General features: G+C 58.3%; 15 protein-coding genes. 6 read left to right on the forward strand and 9 right to left on the reverse strand.

Annotated elements, in window-relative coordinates; genetic code table 11:
- Nucleotides 1-13: 13 nt before the first annotated feature.
- On the reverse strand, nt 14-787 hold the full coding sequence (gene nagB, locus ABFT80_RS09465; RefSeq protein ID WP_347971649.1) for a glucosamine-6-phosphate deaminase: 774 nt from the start codon (nt 785-787) through the stop codon (nt 14-16).
- Nucleotides 784-1,992, reverse strand: a complete 1,209-nt coding sequence (locus tag ABFT80_RS09470) for an ROK family transcriptional regulator (RefSeq protein ID WP_347971650.1) — start codon at nt 1,990-1,992, stop codon at nt 784-786. The genes nagB and ABFT80_RS09470 overlap by 4 nt, the downstream gene beginning before the upstream one ends.
- A gap of 209 nt (nt 1,993-2,201) precedes the next feature.
- On the opposite strand from ABFT80_RS09470, the gene ABFT80_RS09475 reads away from it, so the two are divergent.
- The 3 genes from ABFT80_RS09475 to ABFT80_RS09485 all read left to right on the forward strand — a co-directional run bounded on the left by ABFT80_RS09475 (nt 2,202) and on the right by ABFT80_RS09485 (nt 5,592).
- Nucleotides 2,202-3,704 (forward strand): ABC transporter substrate-binding protein, encoded by a 1,503-nt coding sequence (locus ABFT80_RS09475; protein ID WP_347971651.1) that lies wholly within the window; start codon nt 2,202-2,204, stop codon nt 3,702-3,704.
- A gap of 74 nt (nt 3,705-3,778) precedes the next feature.
- The gene (locus ABFT80_RS09480; protein WP_347971652.1) at nt 3,779-4,720 is read left to right on the forward strand and encodes an ABC transporter permease; all 942 of its coding nucleotides are present in this window, start codon (nt 3,779-3,781) and stop codon (nt 4,718-4,720) included.
- On the forward strand, nt 4,717-5,592 hold the full coding sequence (locus tag ABFT80_RS09485) for an ABC transporter permease (RefSeq protein WP_347971653.1): 876 nt from the start codon (nt 4,717-4,719) through the stop codon (nt 5,590-5,592). Before ABFT80_RS09480 ends, ABFT80_RS09485 begins: the two co-directional genes overlap by 4 nt.
- Nucleotides 5,593-5,751: 159 nt before the next feature.
- Here the strand turns inward: ABFT80_RS09485 and ABFT80_RS09490 are convergent, their stop codons facing one another.
- The 7 genes from ABFT80_RS09490 to ABFT80_RS09520 all read right to left on the reverse strand — a co-directional run bounded on the left by ABFT80_RS09490 (nt 5,752) and on the right by ABFT80_RS09520 (nt 12,965).
- Nucleotides 5,752-5,889 (reverse strand): hypothetical protein, encoded by a 138-nt coding sequence (locus ABFT80_RS09490; RefSeq protein ID WP_347971654.1) that lies wholly within the window; start codon nt 5,887-5,889, stop codon nt 5,752-5,754.
- Between the two features lie 67 nt (nt 5,890-5,956).
- A complete protein-coding gene (locus tag ABFT80_RS09495) occupies nt 5,957-6,745 on the reverse strand; it encodes an inositol monophosphatase family protein (protein WP_347971655.1) in 789 nt (262 codons plus the stop codon).
- A gap of 32 nt (nt 6,746-6,777) precedes the next feature.
- Complete coding sequence (locus ABFT80_RS09500; RefSeq protein ID WP_347971656.1) at nt 6,778-7,671, reverse strand: ROK family protein; 894 nt, start codon at nt 7,669-7,671, stop codon at nt 6,778-6,780.
- A 47-nt stretch (nt 7,672-7,718) separates the two neighbouring features.
- Nucleotides 7,719-9,728, reverse strand: coding sequence for a CocE/NonD family hydrolase (locus tag ABFT80_RS09505; RefSeq protein WP_347971657.1), 2,010 nt, complete (start codon nt 9,726-9,728; stop codon nt 7,719-7,721).
- A 65-nt stretch (nt 9,729-9,793) separates the two neighbouring features.
- A complete protein-coding gene (locus ABFT80_RS09510) occupies nt 9,794-10,624 on the reverse strand; it encodes a TIGR01459 family HAD-type hydrolase (RefSeq protein ID WP_347971658.1) in 831 nt (276 codons plus the stop codon).
- Nucleotides 10,621-11,880 (reverse strand): FGGY-family carbohydrate kinase, encoded by a 1,260-nt coding sequence (locus ABFT80_RS09515; RefSeq protein ID WP_347971659.1) that lies wholly within the window; start codon nt 11,878-11,880, stop codon nt 10,621-10,623. Before ABFT80_RS09515 ends, ABFT80_RS09510 begins: the two co-directional genes overlap by 4 nt.
- 2 nt (nt 11,881-11,882) lie before the next feature.
- Nucleotides 11,883-12,965 carry a class II aldolase/adducin family protein gene (locus ABFT80_RS09520; RefSeq protein WP_347971660.1) on the reverse strand — a complete coding sequence of 361 codons (1,083 nt, stop codon included), beginning with the start codon at nt 12,963-12,965 and terminating at the stop codon, nt 11,883-11,885.
- 164 nt (nt 12,966-13,129) lie between these two features.
- Between ABFT80_RS09520 and ABFT80_RS09525 the strand changes: the two genes are divergently transcribed.
- The 3 genes from ABFT80_RS09525 to ABFT80_RS09535 all read left to right on the forward strand — a co-directional run bounded on the left by ABFT80_RS09525 (nt 13,130) and on the right by ABFT80_RS09535 (nt 16,877).
- Nucleotides 13,130-13,909, forward strand: coding sequence for a DeoR/GlpR family DNA-binding transcription regulator (locus tag ABFT80_RS09525; protein ID WP_347971661.1), 780 nt, complete (start codon nt 13,130-13,132; stop codon nt 13,907-13,909).
- A gap of 62 nt (nt 13,910-13,971) precedes the next feature.
- Nucleotides 13,972-15,330, forward strand: a complete 1,359-nt coding sequence (locus ABFT80_RS09530; RefSeq protein ID WP_347971829.1) for an FGGY-family carbohydrate kinase — start codon at nt 13,972-13,974, stop codon at nt 15,328-15,330.
- Entirely contained in the window at nt 15,327-16,877 is a 1,551-nt protein-coding gene (locus ABFT80_RS09535) for a sugar ABC transporter ATP-binding protein (RefSeq protein WP_347971662.1), read from the forward strand. Before ABFT80_RS09530 ends, ABFT80_RS09535 begins: the two co-directional genes overlap by 4 nt.
- Nucleotides 16,878-16,890 lie beyond the last annotated feature (13 nt).

Here is a 16,890-nt window from a genome sequence, read left to right on the forward strand (position 1 = left end):
TCTTGAACCTCTGTCAGGACTGTTGATGACTCGCCGCGATAGAGAATGCGGCTGTGTCGCAAACGATGATCACATTCGGATGGAGTTGCAAGAATGAGGCGGGACATTCTTCTGAAATCGGCCCATTGATCGCTTGGTCCAGGGCGATGGCCTTGCCCGTTCCGGTGGCCAGCAGAACGATTTTGTGCGCTTCGAGTATCGTGCCGATGCCCATGGTGATCGCGCGTTGCGGCACGGATTCCCCTGCCGGAAAATCCGCGGCATTGCTGGCAATGGTGGAAGCGGAAAGCTCGACGACCCGCGTACGCGATTTGTAGGACGAACCGGGCTCATTGAAGGCGATATGTCCGTTGGTGCCTATGCCGAGAAGCTGAATGTCTATGCCGCCAGCCTTTGCGATTGCCGCCTCGTAGGCCGCAGCCATGACGTCGAGATCGTCTGCCTTCCCGTTCGGTACGTGCGTTCTATCGGGTTCAACATCGACTTTCGAAAATAACCGCTCGCGCATATAGGCGGCGAAAGACGCCGGATGATCGGCGGCAAGGCCTGCATATTCGTCTAGATTGAAGCTTTGGACATCGGCGAATGACAGGTCTTCATTCAGGTACGCCTCGACCAGATGATCGTAAACACGCTTCGGTGAATTGCCGGTTGCAAGGCCGAGCACCAGATCAGGCTTTTCCGAAATCGCAGTCTGGAAATGGCGCGCGACCTCTTTCGAGGCACTCTCGGCATTTGCACAGCTTATGATTTTCGGGTGATGCAACACCCGCGACATCACGCTCATAGTTCCGGCTCCAGCTCCATTGACGAGGCTTTTTCGGGAGCGGTGGCGGGTACTTCGAAAAGAATTTCGCGCAGATGCTCAAGCGCAATCGCGATCGTGCCAGAGAGGCCCGCGCTGCTGCCGAGCCTGCTGATCGTGCAATCGACTGGATCGGGCATGCAGCGCGCCAGATGGTGCGCCACGCGCTCGACGAGTTCGGACCGTGCGCCGACGCTACCGCCGAAAATCACCTTCTGGGGATCGAGCACTGCCGAAACGGCAAGAACCGAAACCGCCAATGTTCTGGCGACTTCATCGATGGTTGCGATTGCAGCGCTGTCACCTTCGCCGAGACGGTCGAAAATCTCGCGTACGCTGAGATCGGGCAAGCCGCCAAGCGCGGTGTAGCGCGAGCAGATCGCCGCGCTGCCGATGGCCGATTCCAATGCGCCCGACTTGAAGGTACGCGCATCATATGGGTCTGCGCCGATGGGCAGCGTGGAGATTTCACCAGCGGCACCGCGCGCGCCGCTGACGATGCGACGCTCATTGATGATGCCCATGCCGATGCCGGTGCCGACCGCGATGAAAACGAAACTGTCAGTGCTCTTGCCTTCGCCCAGCCACTGCTCGCCTTTGGCGGCCATGTTCACATCGTTTCCGGCAACGATGCGGAAGCCCAGCCGCGCACCGAGTTCTTCCTCAAAGGCAAGCTGCTCGAAGCCGGAAATGTTGGGCACCATGATCAGCCGCTTGGTGCGCGGATTGAAGGCGCCGGGAATGCCGACGACGCCAACGCGGATCGTGCGGGCGTCCACGTTGGCGCTTTGCGCGAGGTTATCGCTCAATCGCGCGATCTGTTCGATGACGTGAAGACCACCGCGGGGATCGGTTTTTTCGACCGTTTCGCTGACGATGCTGCCTTCCATGTCGGCGAGTGCGGCATGAATCTTGGTGCCGCCGAGATCGACGCCGAGAATAAGCGCCCGCTTAGCCTGAATTTCATAGGTGACGGCGCTGCGGCCGACATTTCCCTGCGTGCGGCCAGTGACGCGAAGCCAGTCGCCTTCCTCAAGCTCGCGAACGACCTCGGACATGGTCTGTTTGGAAAGGCCGGTGATGCGGGCCAGCTCGGCCCGCGAGATCGGGCCCTGATCCCAGACGGCGTGCATAACCGTGCGCAGTGTTGCCTGCCTTACGGTCTGCGTGGATGGAGATTCGATCATGTTTCAACGCCGCATTAGTCAATTTGAGGAACAAATTATAGGGAAAGAGCTTTTCGTCAAGTCGTGAATTTTGCAATCAGCGCGAAAACAGGGCCGTATCTTCAATAATTAGTGCGCCAGCTTTACAAACTGGAAATGCTGTGATTGGATCGATTCCGTTGGGAATTATGTCAGGCGCTCAAGCGCCGAATGAGAGGCAAATTATGAGAATGTCGAAAGGGCTCTTGGCAGCCGTCTGCATGCTGGCAGTGGGAATGGGTTCGGCGAGTGCTACGACTTTGCGCGTGGGCATGCAGGACGATCCTGATGCGCTGGACCCTGCAACCGGCGGAACTTATGCAGGCCGTATCGTTTTCGCCGCTCTCTGCGACAAGCTTGTCGATATCGACGCAAATCTGCAGATCGTGCCGCAGCTCGCCACCGAATGGAACTGGAGCGACGACAACACGGTTCTGAACCTGACCTTGCGCGAAGGCGTCACCTTCCATGACGGCACGCCATTCAACGCGGAAGCCGTAAAATTCAATATCGAGCGTATGCAGACGATGCAGGATTCGCGCCGCAAGGGCGAATTGTCCCCGGTCAAGTCGGTCGAAGTCGTCGATGCAACGCATGTCAAATTGCAGCTCAGCGAGCCTTATGCCCCGCTTCTTTCCGTGCTGACGGATCGTGCGGGCATGATGGTTTCGCCGGCCGCTGCGGGCGAGGGCGTTGAATTCGCTGCCAATCCCGTCTGCTCCGGCCCATACAAGCTGACCGAGCGCCGTGCACGCGACGTCATTCGTCTTGAAAAATATGATGACTACTGGAATGCCGAAAACATCGGCTACGATGCGGTGGATTATCTCTACATCCCGGATTCCACAGTGCGCCTTTCGCGCCTGCAGGCTGGCGATCTCGAAGTCGCCGAACGCGTTGCGCCGACTGATCTTCCGGCCGTTCGTTCAGATGCATCGCTGGCGCTCCACACAGCACCGGGCCTGGCCGTTTCGCATCTGATGGTCAATGTCGGCAAGGGTGATCAGGCAAGCACGCCGATCGGCAAAGAGCCGAAATTGCGCAAGGCGCTTGAGCTCGCGCTCGACCGCAACGTCATCAATCAGGTCGCCTTCAGCGGTGAGTTCCTTGCTGACAACCAGATGATCCCGCCCTCAAGCGCGTTCTACAGCAAGGACAATCCAGTTCCTGCGCGCGACATCGATGCCGCAAAGGCGTTGATCGCGGAAGTCGGCGGCGATGCTCCGAAGATCGAAATCACCTATGAAAATTCGCTCTCGGATGGTCGCGTCGCGCAGATCGTACAGTCGCTGGCAGGCGAGGCGGGCTTTCATGTGACGTTGCTTCCGCTCGAAACTGCGTCGGCCATCGAGCGCTACCTTGCCGGTAACTTCCAGCTCTATATCGGCAATTGGAGCGGCCGCCCCGATCCGGACCCGACGCTGTTTGCCTTCTATGGCAGCACCGGCGGCCAGAACGTCAACGGATACAACAATCCTGAAATGGATGAGATCCTGATGGCCGCCCGCAAGGCTTCGGATGAAGAAGCGCGCAAGGAGCTCTACAAGCAGGCGACGGCCCTTTACCTGACCGATTTGCCGACGATCCCGCTCTATCATCCGAACTGGTTCTATGCCGCGCGCGCGAATGTCGAAGGCATCGAGATATATCCCGACGGCATCCTGCGTCTGGCAGGCATCAAACCAGCTCAATAACGCTGCTCTGAACAAGGCGTCCGGGAGTTTTTCGGGCGCCCGACCCTTCACTGCCAATTCTGTTCGAGACCCTTATGATCGCTTTTGTGCTTAGACGCTTCGCCGTCGCCATACCGACATTGCTGCTGGTCTCGATACTGGTTTTCGGCCTGCTCAAGCTTTTGCCGGGCGATCCGGCGCTGGCGCTTGCAGGCGAGGAACGCGATCCCGCTGTTATCGAATTCCTGCGCACGAAATACAGTCTCGATAAGCCGGTTCCGGTCCAGTACATCCATTGGCTGGGCGGCATCCTGCAAGGCGATTTTGGCCTGTCGATCAGGACGCGTCTGCCGATTGGCGAAATGATCCTGCAGAAGCTGCCGGTGACGATCCAGCTATCGGTCATGGCGATGATTATCGCCTTGGTGATCGGAATTCCGGCAGGTGTTGTGGCCGCGATCAAGCGCGGTACGCCGATCGATTACGGCATCAGCATATTGGGGCTGGCGGGGCTTTCCGTGCCGAGTTTCTGGCTGGGCATCATGCTCATCCTGTTCTTTGCAGTAAACCTTGGCTGGTTGCCCTCTGGCGGCTATGTCAGCTTCCTCGAATCTCCCATCGACAATCTGCGCTACACGATTCTTCCCAGCCTGGTTCTCGGCACTGCCGCCGCTGGCATCGTGATGCGCCATACGCGCAGTTCCATGCTGACCGCACTGAAGCAGGATTACATCCGCACGGCGCGCGCAAAGGGCCTTCGCGAATATGTCGTGGTGACGCGCCATGCATTGCGCAACGGCCTCATTCCGGTCGTCACGACGAGTACGCTTCATCTTGGCGAACTTCTTTCCGGTGCGGTGCTGACCGAGCAGGTGTTCGGCATTCCGGGCTTCGGCAAGATGATCGTCGATGGTGTCTTCAGCCGCGACTACGCCGTGGTGCAGGCAGTGGTTCTTTGCGCTGCCGCGATGTTCCTGCTGATGAGCCTGATCGCCGACATTGCGTATTTCATCCTGAGCCCGAGGTTGCGGTCATGAGCACGGTGGAAACGACCATGGACGCGCCGCGCCCGCGCCGCAGGAAATCGGCGCTTCAACGCTGCCTTAGCCAGCCGAGCGCGATAATCGGCGGCTCGATGGTCCTATTCTTCATCGCTGTCGCGATTTTTGCGCCAATTCTCGCGCCTTTCGATCCCAATCAGTCGGACTGGATGGCGATACGGCAGGCGCCGTCGGCGCTGCATTGGTTTGGCACCGACGATCTTGGCCGAGACATTCTCTCGCGTGTTATCTTCGGTGCGCGCGCATCGTTGATGGCTGGCGTCATTTCCGTGGCAATTGCGATTGCAATCGGTGTTCCGCTTGGCCTGATCGCGGGTTACTTCGGCGGCATCCTCGACGCGATCATTTCGCGCCTGACGGACGCATTGCTTGCCTGTCCATTTCTGGTCCTGGCAATCGCACTCGCCGCTTTCCTTGGACCGAGCCTCGAAAACGCGATGATCGCCATCGGCATTTCGGCAACGCCGATCTTCATCCGGCTGACGCGTGGGCAGGTGCTGACCGTGAAGGTCGAGGATTACATTACGGCGGTTAAATCGCTCGGCGTACGCAATTACAATGTGATTGTTTCCCACATTTTGCCGAATGTTCTGGCCCCGATCGTCGTACAGGGCACCATCACTATGGCAACGGCTGTGCTCGCAGAAGCAAGCCTCGCATTTCTTGGATTGGGCCAGCGTCCGCCTGCACCTTCATGGGGTAGCATGCTGGATATTGCGCGTCAGTTCCTGACGCAGGCGCCTTGGATGGCTGTCTGGCCGGGGCTGGCAATCGTAGCAATCGTGCTTGGTTTCAACCTGCTCGGCGACGGTTTGAATGACGCGCTCGAACCGCAGCAGGACTCATAGGGCAGGCGGCTGACACTCGAATACTGAATTGCCTGAACTATGCCAGCCGCCGGCGGGGAGAGCATCCTCGCAGCCGTAATGTATGCGGACCGGCATCCATTTTGACCCCGCCAACATGGATAGTGAGAATGTCCAATGTGATGGGTTTGGCGGGTAGACTCAGATCCAGGTTTTGACGATTGGCCAGAACGCCATGCAGTAAATGAGGAAGACCAGAATGTAGCCGACAATATCGGCGAAGCGTGCTGCCCCTGTGCCGAGAAGCTCTTCGTGTTTCATGGGTGCAGAATTCGTCATGATAGCCTCCCTTTATGCCTTGCACAGCCTGCCACATGCAGGCTGTGCAAGGCTACCACAATAACCATCAGTCGACGTAAAGCGCTTCCAATTCGGCATAGACGCTCTCATTTCCTGCAATGACACGATTGCCTTTTCGCAGGCCGTCATTTGCCAGAAAGTCATTTGTCTTAAGACCGGCAGCGCGGATGACCGCGATTGCGCCTAGGCAATCCCATGAGTTGATGTGCGGCTCGATATAGCCGAGCAGCCGGCCGCATGCGACGTAGCAGAGCGACAATGCGCCGGAACCATCGCGGTAGAACATGCCGCCCGCTTTCAGGAAGCGTTCGAAGGATGGCAGGAATTGATCCAGCGTTATACGCGTTGAATAGCCTATGCCGACAATGCCGTCCTTGATCGAGCGCCCCGCATGGCGCTCGACTGCAGCGCCGTTCAGTGTCGCCGGGAAATTGATGCCGCCCGCGAACAGCTCGTTGCGTTCAGGCGCGTAAACCATGCCGAACTGCAACTCATTGTTCTTTACGAATGCGATGGAAACGCACCAGCTCGACATGCCGGATACGAAGGGCTGCGTTCCATCAATGGGATCGACCACCCAGATACCCTGATCGGTGCTGAATTCCGAAAGCCCTGTTTCCTCACCCAGAAAGGCATCTTCAGGGAAATTCTTTTCGAGGCGTTCGCGGATCAAAAGCTCGGTGTTCAGATCAGCCTCGCTGACCACATCCTGCAAACCCTTGCTTTTAATCGTCAACGCACCGCGATCACGGAAATAACCATGCGCGAGGTCGCCCGCTTCGCGGATGAGGGAGATCGCAAAATCATAGCGCGCGGCGATGGCAGTATCGGTCATTACTTTTCTTTCAATCGCATGAATTAATTGGGTTATTTCCAGAGCCAGGCAGCACCCCGGACCCCGCTTGAATCGCCGTGGACAGCTTTGCGGATTGGCGTGTGAAATACGGTCGAGAACGTTCTCTTTGCGAGTTCGACCGGCAAATCTTCATAAAGCTCTTCGATATTGGACATGCCGCCGCCCATCACCAGCACTTCGGGGTCGAGCGTGTTTATCACAGTGGCGAGGCCGCGGGCGACACGATCGACATACCGCTCCCACAACATATCCGCCAGCCGGTCGCCATTGCGTTTCTTTTCCAGAATCTCGCGCGCCTTGAGTTCGACATTCGTGTGCTTGGTATATTCGGCCTCGAAAGCGCGTCCCGAAACCCATGTTTCCATGCAGCCATGCCGTCCGCAATAACATGGCCGTCCGGGTATTTCGGTCGTATCGGGGAAGGGCAGCGGGTTGTGACCCCATTCGCCGCCGCTATTGTTGGGACCGTGATGTGCCTTGCCGTTGATCGCGATGCCCGCACCAGAGCCCGAACCCAGAATGACGGCGAAAACGACATTGTAGCCGACGCCCGCACCATCGACCGCTTCGGAGGCCGCGAAACAGTCGGCATCGTTTTCAACGCGTAACTCGCGCTGGATCGCGGCATGCAAATCCTTTTCGACGGGCTGGCCGAGCAGCCATGTTGAGCTTGCACCTTTGCCAAGACGACTGACCGGCTCAAGCGAACCCGGAATGCCGATGCCGATTGAACCCTGCTGCCCGGTCTGCCTCTCCAGCCCGTCGATCATCTCTTTGATGAGTTTTATGCAGCCGAAATAATCATGGCGCGGAGTCGGCTCGCGAAGCCTCAGCAACTCGCGACCGTCGCTTTCCATGGCGACGCCCTCGATCTTGGTGCCGCCCCAATCAATCCCAATCAGCATCTCGCACAATCCTCATGACAGCCGCACGACGCGGCCGAATCTCCGGTTCAGATCAGATCGCGCTTTGTCGTCTCCGACCAGCTTTTTTCGAAGAAAAGCGTGTCGTCTTCATACGCTTCGAGCTTTGCGGTCAGATAGAAATTTTCAAAGTCGCAGGTCATTTCCGTTACCAGATCGACGGTCGTCATCCAGCCTTCGCGCCCTGTGCGATAGCGTTGGATGATCTTGCCTTTGGCCGAGAGCGGATCATTGTCGTTGATGGTCATCTCGCGCTTCAGACTGTGTTCAACCAGCGTGTCGATCTCGTCGAAACGGTAGATACCCTCGCCGAAAACCCCGCCTTCGCCATCCGTCACATAGAGCGTGTCGCCGGTCAGATGATCCTGCATCGTGTAGCGAAGGAGGCTTCCTTCGGAGAGCGTGGTAATGGGTGTGAGTGCTGCCTGCTCCGGTTCGGAAAGCACGACTTCGCCTTCGTCTTGCAACACGGCGCGGCGCACCGGCAGGTTGACGCTGCTCTCACCGGCGACCAGCGAGATCGTGGCCGCTGTCGGCGCTGGCCAGACCATTGGCCAATACGCACTCGAAATCGCGATACGGACTTTGTGACCCGCATTGAACCGATGTCCGCAGTCGCAAAGTTTGACCTTCACATCGTAGAATTTTCCGGGTTCCAGAGGTTCGGGATTTTCGTGGCTGTCGCGATGCGTGAGATTCATCACCTGATAGCTGACACGCGTCACCTGTCCGTCCGGGAGGACGTCGGATAGCCGCACCGCAATCTGCGCAACCGGCGCATCTGCCGAGAGCCGCAGGCTGAGTTCCGGGGCGCCGAGTATTTCAAAATCCTGCTCGATCAGATCGCTGTCGAACACCAGCGCATTGCCGTCGTCCAGTCGCTGATCTGTGGGCGCTTCGCCGGGGCAACCGGCACCCATCCATTCACCGCCTGCTTTACCCGTGCTCTGCGGCGAGCGGATTTTCAGCGTTGCTACAGGCTTCGCATCAGTGGAAAGCTTGCCGCCATCGTTCAGCCAAAGCGTCCGGCCTTCAATGCCGGGGGAGGGCCATGATGGTTCCGCAACCCAGCGGCCCGGCGCATGCATACGCGTTCCGGTTGGCGGCACTGGCGCCTCGACATAGGCGCGCACCATCGGCTCATCCATGATGCCGGTGTCGATGCCTTTCAGCCATTGATCCCACCAGCGAACCGCTTCCTGAAGAAAGCCGATTGCAGGCGTCGGCGTGCCGTCATGCGGATAGACATGCGCCCAAGGGCCGACGATTGCGCGGCGCGGCACTGAAAGATGCTCCATCACGCGAAAGACGGCATTCGTATAGCTGTCCGCCCATCCGCTCCACGCAAGAACCGGCACTTCAATGCTGGAAAAATCCTCGCAGATCGATCCGTGCTTCCAATAGTCGTCGTAACGCTGATGCTCCAGCCAGAGATGCTGAAAATGCGGCAGGGTTTCGAGCCGTTCGCGCCAGCGCTCACGCCATTCTTCGCCAACGATGACCGGATCGAGCGCGCGCGACTGATAGGCCATCATGATCGCGCCCCACCAGAGATTATCGTTCAGCAGGCAGCCGCCCATATAATGCACGTCGTCAGTGAAGCGATCATCGGTAAAGCAGACCGGGATAATCGCCTTGAGCGCCGGGGGACGAAGTGCGGCGACCTGCAGGCAGTTGAAGCCGCCCCAGGATTTCCCCATCATGCCGACATTGCCGGAGCACCATGGCTGACGCGACAGCCAGTCTATGACCTCCAGCGCGTCGTCCTGTTCCTGCTGCACATATTCGTCGGCCATATGCCCGTCGGATTCGCCTGACCCGCGCATATCGACCCGGATCGCGGCATAGCCCTTGCTCGCAAAATAGCCGTGCATCGGCTCGTCGCGCGTGCGGGTGCCGTCGCGCTTGCGATAAGGAATATATTCGAGGATCGCAGGAACCGGATTTTGCTCGGCATCATCCGGCAGCCAGAGACGCGCAGCTAAGCGGCAGCCGTCGCTCATTTCGATCCAGATGTTTTCCTCGACGCGTACCGGCAAAGCCTGCTCCCTCTTGAATGCTATTTCGTGACAGGCGAGCACGCGGCAGACTGTCTTTCAAGAGGTCAGGCGCGAAATTGTTTCATGATGAAAGTTGGCCAGACGTCGATCTCGGCCATCAGAGCGTTACGCTCCTCGGCGTTCTTGTCGGAAAGAATTCCGGTTTCGACCAAAACCGATTGCAAGCCCGCATTGGCGGCTCCCGCAATATCGTGGTCGATGCTGTCGCCGATGCAAATGACGCTCGCCTTGTCGGCTATGCCGCAAAGTTGCAGCGCGTATTCGTAGATTCCGGCGAATGGCTTTCCGATCCGTGTGACCGAACCGCCAAGCTCCTCATAGAGATCGGCAATCGCACCTGCACCGGGCGCGACAGTGCCTTTGGACAGCTTCAGCAGATCCGGGTTCGTGCAGAAACAAGGTCGGTTATTTTCGGCGGCGGGTCTTAGCATTTCGCGATAGTCGTCCATTGCAATCCGCTCGGATTCGCTACCGGAAATGATGACGATGTCGGCATCCACTGAGGATTCCACGCTTTCCATTCCAAGTCGGTCAGCCAGATCGGTGTCTCCACCGCTCGAAATCGTAAAGCATTTGCCGCTTGTGGCTGATCCGGCAAGCATCGCGTAAGCGACATCGCCGGACGTCACGAAATGATCGAAACTGGAAGGCGCAAAACCCAAGGGTGCCAGACGTTTGACATTATGTTCGCCACTGCGACCCGAATTCGACAGAATTACGATGGTTTTTCCGGCTTTTTTCAAGGTTTCAAGGGCGTCGACGGCACCTTCATAGGCTTTTTCGTCGTCGCGAAGCACGCCGAACTGGTCGATGAAAAACACTTCGTAGCGGTCGATCAGTCCGGCAAGATCGATGGAGGCAGGATCGTTTTTCAAGACGCGGCTCCGTTTCGCAAGACAAGCATCGCGGTTCCTGCTGCCGCATCGACCGAGCGCGCCTCAAGAAAAGGCACCCCAAGCTTTCGCTGCCTGATCTGCTGCCACGCCGCATTGCGCGCGCCGCCGCCCACGGTTCTAACCGAGCGCAAATCTGGCGCGCCAAGGGATTTCAGGCGCTCGAAACCGAGTCTTTCGACTTCGGCAATGCCTTCAAGAATGCCTTGAAAAAACACGGCGTCATTGTCAGGTCTTGGTGTGAGGCGGGGTTGATGGTTTGCATCGTTGATCGGAAAGCGCTCGCCGGGTTTCACGAGCGGATAATAATCCAGCCCTGTCGGGGTGGCCGGGTCCAGCTCTGCGGTCAGCGCTTCAAGTCTGTCATCACCGAGCAGCGCGCGGATGACGTTGCCGCCAGTGTTCGACGCGCCGCCGACCAGCCACATCGTGCCGACGCGGTGGCTGTAGATGCCGAATTCCGGAGCGTCGATCTGGCGATCGGAGGCAAGTTTCAGGACCAGCGTCGAGCCGAGTGCCGTCACCGCATCACCGATCTCGGACGCGCCCGTTGCCAAAAATGATGCGCATCCATCGGTGGTCCCGGCAAAAATCTGGCAAGTGGAGGGCAGGCCAAGTTCGCGGCCAAGCGCGCCCACAGGTCCGATCACAGAGCCTGCGCGTTGGACTTTCGGCAGCAAAGCGCGATCCATGCCAGCGCTTTCCAGCCAGTCCGGCCAGCTTTCCGAAGCCAGTTCATAACCGGTTTTCAAGGCGTTGTTTTCGTCCGATGCGACGATGCCTTCGCCAAGCTGCATCGCGATCCAGTCGGCCTGATGCACGACGCGTTTTGCGCCTGCTTTTCGCGACAGAAATATCGCCTTGCCAAGGGCGCTGCTTGCACCGCGTGCGGGGCTGGAAGAGGGGGCGGCATTGGCGATCGCTGCGACGACATCGGCATCGGGGCAGACATCGTTGTAGAGCAGGGAGTCACCGATTGGCGCATTGCCGCCGTCCAGGGCAAGCACTGTTCCGGACGTGCCATCGACTGCCAGACCGCGTATCGAATCCAGCGGGATTTTCCGGGCAAGCTCGTTCAGGCAGAACTCGACGCCGGACCACCAGGCCGATGGTTTCCGGGTCTCTTCAGCCGATGCGAAAGGCGATGAACTCGCCGCTACCTGTTCGCCGCTTGCGTCGAGCGCGACGGCGCGAACGCCGGATGTGCCAATGTCGATGCCAAGCGCGACCGCCGCCATGTTCACTGTCCCGCCGTCTGGCGGTCGAGAGACTGGCGGTATTGTTCGGCCTCCCAATTGCCGAGCTCGTATTCCTCGGCATCGGTCAGAAAGCGGATGCGCTCGCCTTCCGGTACACGGATAACGACCTCCGCCAGACAACGCGCCATGGCTTCGCCACCCGGCGTCAGATCATTCGACAGAAGAACGCCTTTTCCTGCCGCGACGAGCATTTTGGGTGCAGGTGCGCCGCGTGCTGCAAACTCCGAAAGCAGATCGTTGACCGACTTTCCGTCACCCAAGACACCGATCTCGGTACCCAGAAAAATGACGTGATCGGGATAGAGCGAACCGCCGAGCGCGACTTTCAAGCCGGCTGGATCGAGTGCCGTCGCATGGGTCGCTTCATCGGCTGCAACGCGATAAGTGGAGTTCTTTGCGGCGGCTTCCAGCCATTGACTATCTGCCTTCGCGACCGGCCGCGGCTCGATTGCAAGCGCGGCCGTCACGCGCTCGATGCGCTCGACCGCTTCTTGCACCGTATCGGCAGTGATGATGATGCCGTGATTGGCGAGGACGAGAATGTCCGGTCGATCGCCAGCAACTTTCAGGATTTCCAGCGCGACCGGCACGCCCGGCCGTTTGTAGGGGGCGAAACGACAGATAAGGTCGGGCACGTTTGCCGCCAATCTCTGCTCGATAAGCGTCCGGCCATTGTCGAGAACAGCCAATGCAAGCGTGTTGACGCAATGGAAATGCGCAACGACAGCCTGCGGAAGTGCTGCATGAAAGCTGGTTTCGATGGAGGGACGCAAGCCGCTCTCATTGATCGAATCGACGACGAAATCGGTTGCCTTTTCGGCACGGGGATCGCCTTGTTTCAACGCTTCAATCAGCGGTGCGACTTCCACCGGAACCATGATTTCGCGATCTTCGGCCTGAGACAGCCAGGTGCCGGAGGCTTTGACCCACATAATGCCGTTTTCTTTGATCGACGTATTCCCGCCTGCACCCTGAGTACGCGTGATGTCGGAGCCCAGCCGGGCCGAAAGCTGCAGGAAATCCGAATAGTCTTGCGGGCGGGACCGCGCAGCTACTTGCGACATGAGGCGTTTCTCCAGCAGATGTATGAGCGAATTTTTTCAAAAATGATACGGCTGTGATTAACTGCCGTCAAGATTGAGAATCTTTACGCCCTCCTTCTTGCGTCACGCATTGTGCTATGATTATATTCAATCATCAATGAATGAGGATCATTGGGGAGGACTGGTTGAGCGATCTGGACCGCCAGAGGATAATCACGGATGTTTTGCGTGAGCGCCCGTTCGCATCGGTGCGCGATCTGCAAGAGCATCTGGGTGTGTCCGCAGCGACGATCCGGCGCGACATCGATAAACTCCACAACATCGGTAAGGCGCGCAAAGTTTATGGCGGCATTTCGCTGGCGGAAGGCACGATAGTCGATCGGCTATCCGCCCGTCCTTACGACGAGAATCGCGACATCGCCGTCGAGGCAAAACAGGCGATCGCCGGGAAGGCCGAAGGACTTGTCCATGACGGCGATTCCATCATCGTTCATGCCGGATCGACCTGCTACAATCTTGGCGTGTTGCTGGCGCGGCGCAATGTGAGCATCTACACGAACTCCATGCCGCTTGCCGCCTATCTCGGTGAACACGGCACCTGTCATCTCAAGCTCGCTGGCGGCGAATTTTACCGCGAACCGCGCCTGATCCATGATCTTTCGAATGAACAAATTCCATTTTTTGCCTCACGTTTCTTCCTTGGAACGCAGGGCATCAGCCAGGATGGTCTGCTCGAATCCCATCCCCTTCTGCTTCGTGCAATCGATCAGTTGAGCCAATGCGCCGACGAGATTGTCGTGCTTGCGGACAGCCGCAAATTCGGTATCCGCCCGCGCAATGTCGTCCTGCCGCTGACGCGCGTCGGCACGATCGTCACCGATGACGGCATTTCCGACAAGGATGCCAAGATGCTGGAAGACGCTGGCGTCAACATTTTGATTGCAGGCAATGGAGGTCTGAATTGACCACCATTTCTTCCGCATCCGGCGCCATTGCCGTTTTCGACCTTGGCAAAACGAACTCGAAAATGTTCGTCTTCGACCGCGCCGGCGCGGTAATCGAAGAGCGCCGCACCAAGCCGATCTGGCGCGAAGAAAACGGCCTGCGTGTTCTGGCCGATGACGAACTTTACGCATGGATGCGCGGCGAATTGGCAAATGCTGTGGCTAATTACGGTGTCGAGGGCGTCATGTTCTCAGGCCATGGCTGCACCTTCGCGCTTGCCTCAGGCGATGTGCTTGCGCATCCAATTTTGGACTACGAGCAGGAGCCTCCGGCAAACATCGCAAGCCGGATCGATGCGCTTGTGCCGGATTTCGAAGAGACATTTTCTCCTCACCTTCCACTCGGCTTCAATTTCGGCAGGCATATGCTGTGGTTGCAGGAACTGAAACCAGAAGCGTTCGCCGCCACCGACGCGATCCTTTGCTATCCGCAATTCTGGACGTGGAAGTTTTCCGGTCAGGCCGTGTCGGAAGTGTCCTATCTCGGCTGCCACTCGCATCTTTGGGCGCCTTTGAAGAACGATTTTTCGAGCCTTGTCGACAAGCAGGGCTGGCGCGAAAAAATGCCTGCTTTCGCTAGGGCAGGCGCGCCAGTCGGCACGCACACAGTCACGCTTGATGATGGCACTTCGCGAGAAATCACCGTCCACAATGGCGTGCATGACAGCAATGCCTCGCTGCATTTTTACAGATCGTTCGGGCTGGACGATTTCACGCTGATTTCGACTGGCACATGGGTCGTAATTTTCAACTCTGCATGCCCGCTGAACGCGCTGGATCGCGAACGCGACATGCTGGCAAATGTCACTGTCGATGGCAGGCCTGCGCCGACGATCCGTTTCATGGGCGGGCGCGAATATGATCTGGCGAGCGATGGCTGGACGAAGCCCATATCGCGCGAAAGCATCGTCGCGGTCATAAAGAAAGGGATTTTCGCGCTGCCGTCTTTCGCGCAGGGTGGGCCGGTTCCCAATGTCGTAGGGGGCTTTAGAGGACCGCAGCCGACACCGGAGGAAAGAGCTGCCGCCGCGTTGCTTTATGTTGTTCTGATGACGGATCTTTCCCTCGATTTGATACGTTCGGAAAACACGGTCGTCATCGATGGGGGGCTCGTAAAAACGGGATTCTACCCCGAACTTCTGGCGCAGCTTCGCCCGGATCAGCCTTTCATGACGAGTGCGACATCGGAGGGCAGCGCGTTTGGCGCAGCAGCACTGGCCTTCGAGTCCAAAGGCCGATCGCCGTTTGAAAATTCTTGCGAGACGGTCGAACCTTCTGCCGTCTCAGGCCTTGAAGCCTATCGGGATCGCTGGCGCGATCAGGTCGAGGCGGCTCGTCTCGGGTTGATCGGTGAAAACACCTTGAATTGGAGAGCGTCATGAGTGCTGCCGCCGAACTGCCGAGGGAAACCGCGCCCGTTCTCGAGATGCGCAATATCTCAAAAACGTTCGGCGCAGTTCGCGCGCTTTCGGACGTTTCATTTTCGGTGCGTGCAGGCGAAGTTCACGCTTTGATGGGCGAGAATGGCGCGGGCAAATCCACGCTGATGAAAGTGCTTTCCGGTGCCTATGTCGCCGATGCGGGCGGCGAGATACTGGTCGACGGAAGACCGATCCAGGCTGGCGATCCGATCAAGGCCAAGGCGAACGGCATTTCCGTCATCTATCAGGAATTGTCACTCGCGCCGAACCTCACTGTTGCGCAGAACATGTTTCTGGGTGCTGAGCCTTCGCGCTTCGGCATTGTCGATCGCAGCGCCAATGTCCGTCTGGCAAAGCCGATACTGGAGCGTCTCGGCGTCGGTTTCCGGCCAGGCACCATCGTCTCGACGCTTTCGCTGGGCGAGCGGCAGATGGTCGAGATTGCGCGCGCCATGACCACCAATTCCCGCATCATCGTCATGGATGAGCCGACGACATCGCTGACGACGCGTGAGACGGATCGCCTATTCGAGGTCATCGCCGGACTGAAGGCGGATGGCATTGCCGTGATCTATATCAGCCACCGCATGGAAGAGGTCTATCAACTGGCCGACCGCGTCAGCGTGCTTCGTGACAGCGCATTCGTTGGCACGCTCGACCGCTCCGAATTGTCTGCTTCGAAGCTCGTTTCCATGATGGTCGGCCGCGACCTTTCATCCTTCTACAAGAAGGAGCATCGTGCACCGTCGAGCGGTCGCAAGATCGTGCTCTCAGTGCGTGATATTGGCGATGGACGGCGCGTTCACGGCTGCTCGCTCGATGTGTTTGCCGGTGAGGTTCTGGCGATTGCCGGTCTGGTTGGCTCTGGTCGTACCGAGCTTGCCCGCCTGATTTTCGGTGCCGATGCGTTGAAGACCGGAACCGTCGAACTCGACGGCAAGAAGCTCTCTATCCGCACGCCGCGCGATGCGATGGATGCAGGCATTGCCTATCTGACCGAGGACCGCAAAGGCCTTGGCCTGTTCCTCGATATGTCGATTAACGAGAACATCAATATCGGCGTTATCGGCGAGGATGCGAAGGGCGGCAGCGTTCTCGATTTCCGCGCCGCGAAAAAGCGTGCCGACCAAGCGGTCAAGGATTTGTCGATCCGCACCAGCAGCACCAGCATCAATGTCGGTGCGCTGTCGGGTGGCAATCAGCAGAAGGTGCTTCTGGCACGGCTCTTGGAAACCAAGCCCCGGCTTATCATTCTGGACGAGCCGACACGCGGCGTCGATGTCGGCGCGAAATCTGAAATCTACCGCATCATCGACAAGCTTGCCGAAAGTGGCATCGCCATATTGGTGATCTCCAGCGATCTTCCCGAAGTGATCGGCATTGCCGACCGCGTGCTTGTCATGCGCGAAGGCCGCATTGCGGGTGAGGTAGGCGCCAGCGCCGACAAGCCGATCGAGCAGGAGGCCATAATGGCCTTGTCCACCGGTGGCGTGGAAAAACCCGAATGATCGACCGCACAGA

It is taken from the genome of Foliimonas ilicis (assembly GCF_039939195.1).
GTDB lineage: Bacteria > Pseudomonadota > Alphaproteobacteria > Rhizobiales > Rhizobiaceae > Foliimonas > Foliimonas ilicis.

What these genes read in the sequence shown, in the direction of transcription:
- nagB (WP_347971649.1), bottom strand. Translation starts at nt 787, where the DNA reads ATGAGCGTGATGTCGCGGGTGTTGCATCACCCGAAAATCATAAGCTGT.
- ABFT80_RS09470 (WP_347971650.1), bottom strand. Translation starts at nt 1,992, where the DNA reads ATGATCGAATCTCCATCCACGCAGACCGTAAGGCAGGCAACACTGCGC.
- ABFT80_RS09475 (WP_347971651.1), top strand. Translation starts at nt 2,202, where the DNA reads ATGTCGAAAGGGCTCTTGGCAGCCGTCTGCATGCTGGCAGTGGGAATG.
- ABFT80_RS09480 (WP_347971652.1), top strand. Translation starts at nt 3,779, where the DNA reads ATGATCGCTTTTGTGCTTAGACGCTTCGCCGTCGCCATACCGACATTG.
- ABFT80_RS09485 (WP_347971653.1), top strand. Translation starts at nt 4,717, where the DNA reads ATGAGCACGGTGGAAACGACCATGGACGCGCCGCGCCCGCGCCGCAGG.
- ABFT80_RS09490 (WP_347971654.1), bottom strand. Translation starts at nt 5,889, where the DNA reads ATGACGAATTCTGCACCCATGAAACACGAAGAGCTTCTCGGCACAGGG.
- ABFT80_RS09495 (WP_347971655.1), bottom strand. Translation starts at nt 6,745, where the DNA reads ATGACCGATACTGCCATCGCCGCGCGCTATGATTTTGCGATCTCCCTC.
- ABFT80_RS09500 (WP_347971656.1), bottom strand. Translation starts at nt 7,671, where the DNA reads ATGCTGATTGGGATTGATTGGGGCGGCACCAAGATCGAGGGCGTCGCC.
- ABFT80_RS09515 (WP_347971659.1), bottom strand. Translation starts at nt 11,880, where the DNA reads ATGGCGGCGGTCGCGCTTGGCATCGACATTGGCACATCCGGCGTTCGC.
- ABFT80_RS09520 (WP_347971660.1), bottom strand. Translation starts at nt 12,965, where the DNA reads ATGTCGCAAGTAGCTGCGCGGTCCCGCCCGCAAGACTATTCGGATTTC.
- ABFT80_RS09530 (WP_347971829.1), top strand. Translation starts at nt 13,972, where the DNA reads ATGTTCGTCTTCGACCGCGCCGGCGCGGTAATCGAAGAGCGCCGCACC.
- ABFT80_RS09535 (WP_347971662.1), top strand. Translation starts at nt 15,327, where the DNA reads ATGAGTGCTGCCGCCGAACTGCCGAGGGAAACCGCGCCCGTTCTCGAG.